This window comes from Azospirillum sp. TSH100 (genome assembly GCF_004923295.1).
Classification (GTDB): Bacteria; Pseudomonadota; Alphaproteobacteria; order Azospirillales; family Azospirillaceae; genus Azospirillum.
Window position 1 is genome coordinate 537,456 of sequence record NZ_CP039636.1, and the last position, 12,545, is coordinate 550,000.

Consider the following 12,545-nt stretch of genomic DNA (forward strand, 5'->3'; position numbering starts at 1 on the left):
CCATTCGCGCAATGCCGGTCGCAGTGCGTGGGGAATCTGGCCGGCAACTGGCGATCGGATTCACGCTTCAAATCGATTCCGATTTTGCGCGATCCGATCTAAGGTCCGCTGGTCCGGTCCGGGATTGCGCTTTTGGGTGGAATAGCGGGCCGGTACGAAATGTTAACCACCGAAGCTTTAGATCGGGGCGGACCATCTTGCCGCCGCCGCAAATCATACGGATTCCGCCGGAATGCTGTCGCAGAAAGCCAAATACGCGTTGCGTGCCCTGATCATGCTGGCGGAGAAGGACAATGGCGACCTGATCCTGATCGCCGACATCGCGGAGCGCGAGAATATCCCGCGCAAGTTCCTGGAAGCGATCCTGGTCGAGCTGCGCAAGGAGGGCGTCCTGTTCGCCAAGCGCGGCAAGAGCGGCGGCTACCGGCTGGCCCGTCCCGCGGCCGAGATCACCTTCGGCGAGGTCATCCGCCTGATCGACGGCCATCTCGCTCCGATCCCCTGCGCCAGCAAGGCCTCCTTCCGGCCATGCGAGGACTGCATCGATACCGAGACCTGTTCGGTCCGCTGGCTGATGGTCCAGGTCCGCGACGCCACCGCCGCTGTTCTCGACAACCGTACATTGGCCGACGCCCTGCGCCACCGCCAGTCCACCGGCAACATCGCCGCCAATTTCGACATCTGACCCTCCCGGTCCACATCTCCCGCTCCGCCGCCGCACTGAAATCGCATTTGAGACGGCGACTGGCGATCCTTATGGTTGGACAACCGTGAATTTGGGAGGGATTGGGCATGTCTGATGAGAAGGTCGCCATCATCACCGCCGGCGGCAGCGGAATGGGTGCGGCCTCGGCGCGCCGGCTGGCGGCCGACGGGTTCAAGGTCGCGATCCTGTCCTCCTCCGGCAAGGGCGAGGCGCTGGCGGCAGAGCTGGGTGGCATCGGCATCACCGGGTCGAACCAGTCCAGCGACGACCTGAAGCGGCTGGTCGATGCCACGATGCAGCGCTGGGGCCGCGTCGACGCGCTGGTCAACAGCGCCGGCCATGGCCCGCGCGGTCCCCTGCTGGAGATCAGCGACGAGGACTGGCACCGCGGGATGGAGGTCTATTTCCTCAACGTCGTGCGGGCGGTCCGGCTGGTGGCGCCGATCATGGTGGCGCAGAAGGCCGGCTCGATCGTCAACATTTCCACCGCCTGGGCGTTCGAGCCGAGTGCGATGTTCCCAACCTCCGCCGTCGCGCGGGCCGGTCTTGCCGCCTACACCAAGATCTTCGCCGAGCAGTATGCGGCGGACAATGTGCGGATGAACAACGTCCTGCCCGGCTGGATCGACAGCCTGCCCGCGACCGAGGAACGGCGCCAGAGCGTGCCGATGCAGCGCTACGGCAGCAGCGAGGAGATCGCCGCCACGGTGGCCTTCCTGGCCTCGGCGGGCGCCGGCTACATCACCGGTCAGAACATCCGTGTCGATGGCGGGCTGACGCGGTCGGTGTGACCTGAGGGGTCATAAAAAAACAAAAAGGGCCGGCGAAGTGCCGGCCCTTTTTGTTGTGACCTTTCCGCCAACTCAGTCGGCGAAGGGGTCCGTCATCAGGATGGTGTCGTCGCGTTCCGGGCTGGTCGACAGCAGGGCGACCGGGGCCTGGATCAGCTCCTCGATGTGGCGGACATACTTGACCGCCTGGGCCGGCAGCTCCGCCCAGGAGCGGGCGCCGCGGGTGGTGTCCTTCCAGCCTTCAAAGGTCTCGTAGATCGGCTCGACGCGGGCCTGGGCACCGGCATTCGCCGGGTAATAGTCGATCTCCTTGCCGTCCAGCCGGTAGCCGACGCAGACCTTGATCTCGTCGAAGCCGTCCAGAACGTCCAGCTTGGTCAGGGCGATGCCGTCGATGCCGCCGGTCTTGACGGCTTGGCGGACCATGACGGCGTCGAACCAGCCGCAGCGGCGCTTGCGCCCGGTGACCACGCCGAATTCCTTGCCCTTCTGGCCGATCAGCTCGCCGATATCGTCCTTCAGCTCGGTCGGGAAGGGGCCGGAGCCGACGCGGGTGGTGTAGGCCTTGCAGATGCCCAGCACATAGCCGACGGCGCGCGGGCCCATACCGCTGCCGGCTGCGGCGTTGCCAGCCACCGTGTTGGAGGAGGTGACGTAGGGGTAGGTGCCATGGTCGATGTCGAGCATCGTGCCCTGGGCGCCTTCGAACAGGATGCGCTTGCCGGCACGGCGCAGCTCGTCCAGCTGCTTCCAGACGACGGCGGCGTAGGGCAGCACCTGCGGCGCGATCTCGCGCAGCGGCTCCAGGATGTCGGCCGGGGTCATCTCCGGTGCGCCCAGCGCGCGGAACAGCGCGTTGTGGTGGGCGAGCAGGGCGTCGACCTTCTCCACCAGCACGGCGTCGTCGGTCAGGTCGCACAGGCGGATGGCCCGGCGTGCGACCTTGTCCTCATAGGCCGGGCCGATGCCGCGGCCGGTGGTGCCGATCTTGCCGGCGCCCTTGGCCTCCTCGCGCGCCTTGTCCAGCGCGCTGTGCACCGGCAGGATCAGCGGGACGTTTTCGGCGACGATCAGGTTCTCCGGGGTGACGGAGACGCCCTTTTCCTTGATCGCGTTGACTTCGCGAATGAAGGCCCACGGGTCGAAGACGACGCCGTTGCCGATGACCGACAGCTTGCTCTGGCGCACCACGCCGGACGGCAGCAGGCTCAGCTTGTATTCGACGCCGTTGATCACCAGCGTGTGGCCGGCGTTGTGACCGCCCTGGAAGCGCACCACCACATCGGCCCGGCTGGACAGCCAGTCGACGATCTTGCCCTTGCCCTCGTCGCCCCACTGGGCGCCGACCACCGCAACGTTGGCCATCTCTCGTCTCCGCAAAACTTCAAAAGGAACCGCTCAACCTCCCGATCCACCGCAGGGTACCATCCGCACGGCGTGGGGGCCCGTTCATCCTGAACCCAACTCGTTTGAACCCAGGGTCACACGACCGGCTTGACGTCCCCGCCGGCCAGCCAATGGCCGCACTGGAGCCGTCTGGCTTCCGCGGCCGCATCGGTCACCGGGGCCAGCCCGGCAACCGTCACCCATCCTTCGGCCCGCAGCTTGCGCGCCGTCTCCCAACCGCTGCCATGCGGTACATAGACCCGGCCTGGGGCCTTGGCCGCCGGAACCGCGCGCAGCAGCGTGTCCATATAGAGCGTGAAACCGGTCGCCGGCTCTCCGCGGTCATCACCCTGCGCGCCAGCACGGTAGCGCCCGCCCTGGCCCAGTTCCCCCGCGGCACGCGAGAACAGGGTGAAGCTGAGGCCGGTCTGGTACTCGAAGCCGCGATGTTCCACCAGATCGATGGTCACCGTCAGGTCGGGCATCGCGGCGCGCAGCAGGGCCAGCGTATCGGTCAGCCGGCGGCGGTCCTTCTCGGCGCCTTCCGGCAGCGGCAGGGCGGCCAGCGCCTGCATGGCGCGGTCGGCGGGACCGGAGGCCTCCATCAGCGTTTCGAGCAGCTTGGCCGCCGGGCCGCCGACGGCCGCCACGGCGGCCGAGTCCTTGCGATCGAGCGCGGCGCGCAGTTGCCGGATCTCATCCTCGCCCAGACCCAGCCCGGCGCAGATGCGCGACACCATGGTGGGCACGCAGAGGTCGACCGACAGGTGCGGCACGCCGATGGCGGTCAGCGCCTGGACCGCCAGCAGCACCACCTCGGCATCGGCCTCCGCCTCCAAGGCACCGATCAGCTCGACGCCGACCTGGGTGAACTGGCGTTCGGGACGCAACTGCGATCCCTTCACCCGCAGCACCTGCCCGGCGTAGCACAGGCGCAGCGGCCGGGCCTCGTTCTTCAGGCGGGTGGTGGCGATGCGGGCGATCTGCGGGGTGATGTCGGCGCGGACCGCCATCATCCGCTGCGAATGCGGGTCCATCAGCCGGAAGGTCTGCTTGGACATCGCGGCTCCCGGGCCGGAGAGCAGATTCTCTTCGAACTCGACCAGCGGCGGGTCGACGCGGCGGTAACCCTGCGCGGCGAATTCCGCCAGCAGGCGTTCGACGGCGGCCGCCTCATGCGCCGCTTCGGACGGCAGCACGTCGTGCAGTCCGGCGGGAAGCAGGGCGGAGCTCAGTGCGTCGGCGGGCATGACCAGCGTGTCTCGTTGCAGGCAGGGACAGGGATGCCGCGGCGAATGTCGGGCACACGGGGCGGGCTAATACCCGACCCCCGCGCCGCATGCAAACGGAAAAGCCCCGCACGGTGGCGGTATCTCCCCTGCGCGGGCGGATCCGTCGCAGGCTGCCGGGGAAAGCATCGCTGCCGGCGGTGGTGGGGCATGTGCGAAAGGCGGGCGGAGAGTGTGGCTCCCCTCCCGGGGCGGGAAAGGGCGATTCTGACTGTCGGGGTTCAGCCGGCGTCGGATGCAGGGTCATCCTCGGGGGAAAATGCCGGATCGATCTCCGTCGCCTCCGGCGACACCACGGCGAAGCTGCTGCCGTCGTTCTTCGGGCGCAGCACGGTGAGCGGTGAGCCGACCACCAGGAAATGGATGATCTCGGCGATGTTGGTGGCGTGGTCGCCGATGCGCTCCAGATTCTTCGCCATGAACAGCAGATGCGTGCAGGGCGTGATGTTGCGCGGATCCTCCATCATATAGGTCAGGACCTCGCGGAACAGGCTGGTGTAGAGGTCGTCCAGTTCCTCGTCGCGTTCCCAGGCGGCGATCGCCTTGTCGACGTCGCGCTCGATGTAGGCGTCGAGCACCTCCTTCAGGATCGCCTCGACCAGCCGGCCCATGCGCGGGATGCCGGCCGCCGGCCGCACCACCGGCACCTGGGCCAGCGCCAGCGACCGCTTGGCGATGTTGGCCGCATAGTCGCCGATGCGCTCCAGATCGGCGGCAACCTTCAGGGCCGAGACGATCTCGCGCAGATCCTGGGCCATCGGCTGACGCAGGGCCAGCAACCGCACCGCCTCCGCATCGATGTCGCGCTCATAGGCGTCGAGCCGGGCATCCGCCTGCATCACCTGCGAGGCGAGCCCGACGTCGCGCCGGGTCACCGCCTTCACCGCAGCTTCGACCTGCGCCTCCGCCACGCCGCCCATCTGGGTGACGAGGTTGGACAGACGCTGCAATTCCTGCGCGAAGGAACGGACGATGTGTTCGGTGCCCATGTTCGGTCGCGACGCTCCAATGATCTCCGTCCCATCCGCAGCGGCCCGCAAGGTCGCCACGCGCGGGAGGTGTATATTAGCCTGTGGTCATGACGGCAACGTGGCGGGATTGTTTCACTTTCCTGACAATCGCATATCGCTCGGACGGCCGCTTTATAATGATACCGTTGCTGTGACCCGCCCCGTCCGCAGCGTATTGGATTTGAAGTAACTCGGTAACTTCGTTAAAGGGGACATAGCCGTATTGGATCCGTCCGTAGGGGGTATTGCCCCCTTCATTGACCGGGAGGCCGTTCTTTCATGTCCGCCGCGTTCCAGAGTCCCGTCCTTAAGATGCCAGTCCGCGCCGCTGCCGCAGGAACCCTGCTTCTGCTGGCTGCATCGCCACTGGCGCAGGCCGCCGATCCGGCGCCGGCGGCGGCCGCACCCACCGCATTGGTTGAGGATGTGTCCGACGGTGTCGCCGGTGTGCAGCCGATGGACTATCTCGCGGCCGGCCGCACGGTCACGTTGAAGGCCGGCCAGACGCTGACGCTGAGCTATCTGGAATCCTGCGTGAACGAGACGATCACCGGCGGATCGGTGACGGTCGGCGCCCGCGAGTCGGCGGTGCAGGGCGGCAGCATCGATCGCCACACGCTGCCTTGCGACGGCGGCAAGCTGTTGCTGGCTTCCAACGAAGCCGGCAAGGCCGGAGTGACCGTCTTCCGCAGCGCGCCCATCGCCCTTCCGGGCATGAAGGCGCCGCTGCCGAAGCCGGACCTGACCTTGTTCAAGACGCATCCGGTGCTGGTCCTGTCGGCTCCCGGTCCGGTCGCCATCGAGCGGCTGGACGTGCAGGGAGTGGCGCCGGGCACGCTGAATGTCCCCGGCACCACACTCGATACTGCCAAAGCCGGTGCCGGGCTGGAGCCGGGCGGCCTCTACAGGATCTCCGCCGGACAGAAGTCCTTCGTTGTGAAGATCGACGAGAAGGCGTCGGCCGGCGGCGGTCCGGCGCTCGGCCGGCTGATCCGCTTCTGAGCGGCGGGCACGACCGTTGACTGGGATGAGGCTGCCCCGGCGCGTCCGGCTGGTCCTGCTCGGCGCGGTGGCGCCGCTGATCGCATCGCTTGCGGTGCTGGCGGCCTCGCCCATGCTGCAGGGGCCGTCGATCGACAGCCTCTATTGGCTGCGGGAGCGGGTGCATGGCCCCCGCCCGGCGCCCGATCCTTCGCCGGTGGTGGTGGTCGGCATCGACGAGGAGACCTATCGCCGCCCGCCCTTCGCCGGCACGCCGCAGGCGCTGTGGGGGCCGCGATTGGGCACGGTGCTTGGCGCCATGCTCGACGGCGGGGCGGCGGCCATCGGCCTCGACCTCGTGCACCCAACGTCGGTCGAGACACTGATCCCCGGATTCGAGCGCGAATACCTGCTGACCCTGCGCCGCGGCGGCAAGGAGGGGCGGCTGGTGCTGGCCAAGGTGCAGCATCAGAGCGACCCGCTGATGCCCTATCGGGGCTATATGATCGCCGCCGGGGTAAACAACATCCGCTCGGTCAATCTTGTAGAGGATGCCGACGGCGTTCTGCGCCGGGTGCCGCTGACGCTGACCGTCACCGGTCCGGACGGTCAACCGAAGGCCGAGCCGGGCATGGCGGTGGAGGTGGCGTCGCGGGCGCTTAAGGCGCCGCTGGAGCGTGGGGCCGATGGTTCGGCCATGCTCGGCGGCTACCGGGTGCCGGGCGGGGAGGGGAACCGGCTGCTGGTCAACCATGCCACCGCAGCCGGCGCCATCCCGACCTACTCGCTCGCCGACCTCCACGCTTGCGCCGAAGCCGGCAATACCGACTTTTTTGCCAGGCATTTCAAGGGCAAGGCGGTGATGGTCGGCACCGTGCTGGATGTCGAGGACCGCAAGCTCTCCTCCAACCGCTGGGTCACCAAGCCGGAGGGAGTCAACCTTCCCGAGCGCTGTGCCCTGCCGGTGATGGGCGAGCTGTATGTCGCCGGCCGCACCCGCGACAGCATCCCCGGCGTCTACATCCATGCCGCCGCCATCTCCAACCTGATCGCGCGTGACGCGCTGGAGGAGACCGGCCGGCCGGCCGCCGCGGCGCTGGTCCTGCTGCTGGCCGGACTGGCCGCCGTGGTGACGCTGGCGATCCGGCCGCCGGTGGCGGCATTCGGTCTGCTCCTGCTGCTGGCGGGGTGGAGCGGCGTGGCGGTGGAGGCATTCCAGGGCGGACTGGTGCTGCCTTGGTTGCAAGCGGCGCTGGCGGCGCTGCTGGTGTTCCCGCTGGCCCTGGGCTTCCGCTTCGCCGTGCTGGATCGCGACCAGCGGCACATCCGCAACGCTTTCAAGCTCTACCTGCCGGGATCGCTGATCGACGACATGATCGCGTCGGGCCAGTCGCCCAGCCTGGGTGGCGAGGAGCGCGACCTGTCCATCCTGTTCTGCGACATCGCGGGCTTCACCAAGATGTCGGAGGGGATGGAGCCGGAAGCGCTGGTCACCGTGCTGAACCGCTATTTCACGGTGATGACCGACATCATCGAAGCCCATGGCGGCTTCGTCGACAAATACATCGGTGACGCGGTGCTGGCGGTGTTCGGCGCCCCCTATGCCATCGACAACCATGCCCGCGCCGCGGTGTCGGCCGCCCTGGCGATGCGTCAGGCGATGGCGGACGATCCCACCCTGCTGGCCACATCCGGCGGTCGCGGTTCCAACCGCATCGGCATCGCCACCGGTCCGGCGCTGATCGGCAACATCGGATCGCCCCGCCGCTTCAACTACACGGTGATGGGCGATACGGTGAATCTGGCCTCCCGGCTGGAGGGGGCGAACAAATACTACAACACCTTTCTGATGGTCAGCGGCGAGACCATGCGCCACCATGGCGATCCGGAGGCCTTCCGGGCGCTCGACATCGTTCAGGTCGTCGGCCGCAGTGAACCGGTCGAGGTTTTCGAGCCGCTGTCGGATGCCCGCCGTACCGACCCCGAGGAGCGTGCCCAGCGCGCCGCCTATGCCGCGGCCCTTGAGAACTGGCGCGCCGGCCGGTTCGAGGACGCCGCCGCCGGGTTCCGCGCTCTGATCGCCGGTGACGGCGCCGCCGTGGCGATGCTGAACAAGGCGGAAAGGCGCATCGGCCTGCCTGCCGAGCCGAACTGGGCCGGCGTCACCGCCCTCACCGACAAATAGCCTTGCGACGAAAAGCCGTGTCCCCAACCGTCATGCCCATCATCGCCCCCCGCCACGCCCGGCGTCTCGCCCGCCTGTCCATTCTGCTGCTGGCGGGTGTTGCCGGTCCGCTGCCGGCGCTGGCCCAAGTGGTTCCGCCGGTCCTGCCTCCGTCCCTCGACCCCAACCGGCTGGAGCAGCGCTTCGAACGGCCGGCCGTGCCGCAATCCTCGCCGGAAATCGAAATGCCGGCGCCGGAAAAAGCTCCGCCGCCCCGCGATGCCGAGCGCATCACCCTGACGCTGACCGAGATCCGCATCGACGGCAACAGCGTCTATGACGCCGACAGCCTGTCCACCCTGTGGCGCGACAGGCTGGGCAAGCCGGTGACTCTGGCGGATCTCTACGCCATCCGCGACGCCATCACCGCGCGTTACCGCAACGACGGCTATGTGCTGTCGCAGGCGGTGGTGCCGGCCCAGCGCATCCGCGATGGCGTCGTCCGCCTGCAGGTGGTGGAGGGCTATGTCGACGAGGTGATCGTTCAGGGCGAGGCGGCCGACCGGCTCGGTCTGCTTCGGCGGATGGGGGAGAAGATCAAGGCCTCCCGCCCGCTGCGCATGGCTGACATGGAGCGCTATGTCCTGCTGGCCGACGATCTGCCCGGTGTGGCGGTGAAGACGGTGCTGGAGGCGTCGCCCGACACCCCCGGCGCCTCGCGCCTGACCCTGGCGCTGGAGCGCACGCCCTTCAACGGCTCCCTGTCGCTGGACAACCGCGGAACCCGCTCGATCGGTCCGTTCCAGCTGACCGGCGTCGCCAGCGTCGAGGATCAGCTCGGCCTGTTCGAGCGCACCACCGCCCAGGGCATCGTCACCCCGCAATTGCGCGAACTGCGCTTCTTCGACGTCGGCCAGCTCGTGCCGGTGGATGCCGAGGGCACGACGGTGGAGTATGGCGTCCGCCGGTCCTGGTCGCAGCCGGGCGACAGCGTCCGGCCGCTCGACCTCTACAGCCTGACCACCTCCGGCCGGGTGGCGGTGTCGCATCCCTTCATCCGCAGCCGGACGGTGACCTTGCGCGCCGGTCTCGGCTTCACAGTCCGCGACAGCCGCACCGATGCGCTGGGCGACAAGCTGTCTCAGGACCGTCTGCGCATCGTTACCGCCAATGTCTCCTATGATTTCGCCGATGGCTGGGGCGCGTCGAACCTGCTGACGGCAGAGCTGTCCAAGGGGCTGGACATCCTGAACGCCACCGAATCCGGCAGCGCCAACCTGACGCGCAGCGGCGGGCGCAGCGATTTCCGCAAGATTCTGCTGTCGGCCCAGCGCAACCAGCCGCTGACCGACCAGCTGATCCTCTTTCTGTCCGGCGAGGCGCAATACAGCCCCGATCAACTGCTGTCGTCGGAGGAATACGGGTTGGGCGGCAAGCAGTATGGCCGCGCCTTCGATCCCTCGGAGATCACCGGTGACAGCGGCTTCGCCGGCCGGGCGGAGCTGCAATACATCCTGCCGGTGCAAGAGGATGGCCTGGATTATGCCATCGCCTATGGCTTCGGCGATTATGGGGCGGTGTATAACTATGAGGGCGGCACGCGTCATGGCCGCCGGTCTCTCGCCTCGACCGGTGTCGGCGTGCGATTCGGCGTGTTCCAGAGCATCGACGCCAGCGTCGAACTCGCCAAGCCCTTCATCACCACGCCCTTCAGCACGCAGGACCGCGCCCCGCGTGCCTTCCTCACCCTGTCGACGCGGTTCTGAGGTCGCACGATCATCGCCGCGCGGCCGGCCTGTTATGGCCGGACCGCGGCGGCGATTACGGCAAAGGGCACGTCGTCAGATCAGCTCGACCCGCTGGGCGACCGGCGCATCCTCCGACCCGACGGCCAGATAGCGCACATCCTCGCCGTCGGCGACGATGTCCAGGCCGGACTGGCGCAGGGTGGCGCGGTCGAAATAGACGGTGGCGCCGTCTTCCCACGGCTCGATCAGGCCGGACTGGCTGTCCAGATTGTACCAGCGCACCGTGCCGTAGGCCATGGTGGCCGGGCCGGCCGGCTCGGCATGGCGCTCGCGCCGCTCGCGCGGCGGCTTCGCCGGACGGGCGTAGGTCTCACCGCCCTCGTCCGGCTGTGCGCCCAGTCCAGGGATTTGGCTGCCCTGCTGGCCCATCGGCTGTGCCGAAGCGGTGGCGCGCGGCGGGCGCTGGTTGCGGGCACGCGGGGCAGGCGGCGTTTCCGGCGGCGTGGCGGAGTGAATGGCGACGACCTGCGGTCCCTTGGCGCCCTGGGCCAGATCGCAGACGACCGTCGTGCCCTCGACCGGGTTGGGCAGGGAGGCGGCGGCCAGGACCGAAGCGTGCAAGAAAGCCTCTCCGGAGCCATCGGCGAGGCGGACGAACCCAAAACCCTTTTCCGGTTTGAACCACTTTACCGTCGCGGTGACGTTCGTCGCGGTGACGTTCTTCAACTCTTCGCTCAAGACAGGTCCCTTTCACGTCCTGTAGCCGGGGGAGGGGCGGCCCTGACGCTGAACTGGGCGCGGCACCGCAGTATGACCAAGAACAAGACCCCGGCGTGCGTGAGCTTATCATAAAATTCCAGAAAATGACCAGTGCGGTGATGACCTGTGACGTTCCGGTGATCGACGACATCAGTTGGAGACTTGCGACACTCGTAATACGAGAGTCGTTAAAAGCGGAAGCTTGTCCGTATCGATTGTCCAGTTTCATAAACAAAACTGGTTCATACTGCCACCAGTTTGCATACATTCATCGTACCACAAAATACTGATCTTGCAGTGGAAACCTGTCCATCAGCGGTACTTATGGCGTAAATAAAATTTTAACTAAAAAATTGGACTCATGCCTCCATCAGAACGGAGGAATGACTTATGACGACCACCGACCAGGCCGCTTTTTTCGTGTCCACCAAGGGCAATGACAGCTGGTCCGGGCGGCTCGCCGCTCCCAACGCCGCCGGCACCGACGGTCCCTTCGCCAGCCTTGAGAAGGCGCGGGACGCGATGCGGGCGAGCGACATCGATACCACCTATGTTCGTGGTGGCACCTACCGCCTGAACAAGACCCTGACCCTCGATTCCCACGACGACGGCCACAGCTTCCTCGCCTACAAAAGCGAGACACCGGTGTTGAGCGGTGGCGAGCGGGTGACCGGCTTCACCTATGAGGGCAAAGGCCTCTATTCCGCCAAGCTTTCGTCCGCCAACGGCCTGGATGTCAGCATCGGCGGGGCGCGCCAGCATGCGGCGCAGACCGGCGATTTCGACCCGGCCCATGCGACGACCAGCGGCTGGCATGTGCTCAAGGCCAACTCCACCGGCGCCAGCAAGACCAGCTTCAACTTCTCGAACGGCGACATCCCCTCGGGCTTGAAGCCCCATGCCGGCCTGGTCGTCCAGACCTTCGACACCGAACGGCTGAGGGACGACATCTCGCCTGTGAAGTCGATCGACCAGTATCACCACACGGTGACGCTCGACGACGCGGCCTCCTACGGCCTGCGCACCGGCGGCACCTATCGGGTGATGAACGACGCCTCGCTGATCCGCGACGCCGGTGAATTCGGCTGGCGCGCCAGCGACGGCAAGCTGGTGGTGAAGCCGGAGCATGCCGGCAGCTTCCAGTCGGACGGCGTGGTCGTCGCCCGGCTCGGCACGCTGATCAAGACCAGCAATGCCAGCAACGTCAGCATCGAAGGCCTGACCTTCTCCGATACCCGCTATGACGGCTCGGCGCTGTCGATGCAGGGCGGCCACAACAACTCGGTCGGTGGCAACCATTTCGTCAATGTCGGCACCGCGGTGTCGCTCGACGGCACCGACAACAGCCGCATCGCCGGCAACCATATGGAGCAGCTCGGCGACAACGGCGTGTCGATGATCCATGCCGCCAACGGCAACCGCATCTACGCCAACACCATCGAGCATATCGGCCAGATCACCAAGGGCGGGGCCGGCATCGGTGCCGTCGGCAGCAGCGATACCCTGGTCAGCCACAACGACGTCACCGACGCTCCCCGTTACGGCGTGTCGTTCAAGGAGTGGGATGACGGCCAGCTGAACCGCAACAACACCGTGGAGTTCAACAGGATCCACCATGTTGGGCAGGAGACCGCCGACGGCGGCGGCATCGAAATGCTCGGGCGGTCGGCCAAGGACATGGGCTCCATCATCCGCGGCAACGAGGTGATCG

General features: G+C 67.2%; 10 protein-coding genes (1 of these 10 only partly in view). 6 read left to right on the forward strand and 4 right to left on the reverse strand.

The window, feature by feature from the left end:
* Positions 1–232: 232 nt before the first annotated feature.
* On the forward strand, positions 233–685 hold the full coding sequence (locus tag E6C72_RS20025; RefSeq protein ID WP_109865232.1) for an Rrf2 family transcriptional regulator: 453 nt from the start codon (positions 233–235) through the stop codon (positions 683–685).
* A gap of 107 nt (positions 686–792) precedes the next feature.
* Positions 793–1,497, forward strand: coding sequence for an SDR family oxidoreductase (locus tag E6C72_RS20030; RefSeq protein ID WP_109865233.1), 705 nt, complete (start codon positions 793–795; stop codon positions 1,495–1,497).
* Between the two features lie 72 nt (positions 1,498–1,569).
* Here E6C72_RS20030 and E6C72_RS20035 read toward each other — a convergent pair whose 3' ends face one another.
* From E6C72_RS20035 to phoU, 3 genes are all read right to left on the reverse strand, one after another.
* Positions 1,570–2,862 (reverse strand): adenylosuccinate synthase, encoded by a 1,293-nt coding sequence (locus E6C72_RS20035; protein ID WP_109865234.1) that lies wholly within the window; start codon positions 2,860–2,862, stop codon positions 1,570–1,572.
* 116 nt (positions 2,863–2,978) lie between these two features.
* A complete protein-coding gene (locus E6C72_RS20040; RefSeq protein ID WP_109865235.1) occupies positions 2,979–4,133 on the reverse strand; it encodes an ATP phosphoribosyltransferase regulatory subunit in 1,155 nt (384 codons plus the stop codon).
* A gap of 260 nt (positions 4,134–4,393) precedes the next feature.
* The gene (gene phoU / locus E6C72_RS20050) at positions 4,394–5,161 is read right to left on the reverse strand and encodes a phosphate signaling complex protein PhoU (RefSeq protein ID WP_109865237.1); all 768 of its coding nucleotides are present in this window, start codon (positions 5,159–5,161) and stop codon (positions 4,394–4,396) included.
* A 300-nt stretch (positions 5,162–5,461) separates the two neighbouring features.
* Between phoU and E6C72_RS20055 the strand changes: the two genes are divergently transcribed.
* From E6C72_RS20055 to E6C72_RS20065, 3 genes are read left to right on the forward strand one after another with little or no spacing between them, the layout of a single operon-like run.
* Complete coding sequence (locus tag E6C72_RS20055; RefSeq protein ID WP_109865238.1) at positions 5,462–6,184, forward strand: hypothetical protein; 723 nt, start codon at positions 5,462–5,464, stop codon at positions 6,182–6,184.
* Positions 6,185–6,209: 25 nt separating this feature from the next.
* The gene (locus E6C72_RS20060) at positions 6,210–8,348 is read left to right on the forward strand and encodes an adenylate/guanylate cyclase domain-containing protein (RefSeq protein WP_109865239.1); all 2,139 of its coding nucleotides are present in this window, start codon (positions 6,210–6,212) and stop codon (positions 8,346–8,348) included.
* Positions 8,349–8,365: 17 nt separating this feature from the next.
* A complete protein-coding gene (locus tag E6C72_RS20065) occupies positions 8,366–10,093 on the forward strand; it encodes a ShlB/FhaC/HecB family hemolysin secretion/activation protein (RefSeq protein WP_247882150.1) in 1,728 nt (575 codons plus the stop codon).
* 75 nt (positions 10,094–10,168) lie between these two features.
* On the opposite strand, the gene E6C72_RS20070 is transcribed toward E6C72_RS20065, so the two are convergent.
* Entirely contained in the window at positions 10,169–10,813 is a 645-nt protein-coding gene (locus E6C72_RS20070) for a cold-shock protein (protein ID WP_247876139.1), read from the reverse strand.
* 411 nt (positions 10,814–11,224) lie between these two features.
* Here E6C72_RS20070 and E6C72_RS20075 point away from each other — a divergent pair, with 411 nt between their 5' ends.
* On the forward strand, positions 11,225–12,545 hold the 5' portion of the coding sequence (locus E6C72_RS20075; RefSeq protein ID WP_109865242.1) for a right-handed parallel beta-helix repeat-containing protein. Its footprint extends 560 nt past the window's final position; the window shows 1,321 of its 1,881 coding nt (coding positions 1–1,321); it begins with the start codon at positions 11,225–11,227; the stop codon falls past the right edge of the window.

Coding starts and splice junctions, on each gene's coding strand:
- E6C72_RS20025 (WP_109865232.1), top strand. CDS start 233: ATGCTGTCGCAGAAAGCCAAATACGCGTTGCGTGCCCTGATCATGCTG.
- E6C72_RS20060 (WP_109865239.1), top strand. CDS start 6,210: ATGAGGCTGCCCCGGCGCGTCCGGCTGGTCCTGCTCGGCGCGGTGGCG.
- E6C72_RS20040 (WP_109865235.1), bottom strand. CDS start 4,133: ATGCCCGCCGACGCACTGAGCTCCGCCCTGCTTCCCGCCGGACTGCAC.
- E6C72_RS20030 (WP_109865233.1), top strand. CDS start 793: ATGTCTGATGAGAAGGTCGCCATCATCACCGCCGGCGGCAGCGGAATG.
- phoU (WP_109865237.1), bottom strand. CDS start 5,161: ATGGGCACCGAACACATCGTCCGTTCCTTCGCGCAGGAATTGCAGCGT.
- E6C72_RS20035 (WP_109865234.1), bottom strand. CDS start 2,862: ATGGCCAACGTTGCGGTGGTCGGCGCCCAGTGGGGCGACGAGGGCAAG.
- E6C72_RS20055 (WP_109865238.1), top strand. CDS start 5,462: ATGTCCGCCGCGTTCCAGAGTCCCGTCCTTAAGATGCCAGTCCGCGCC.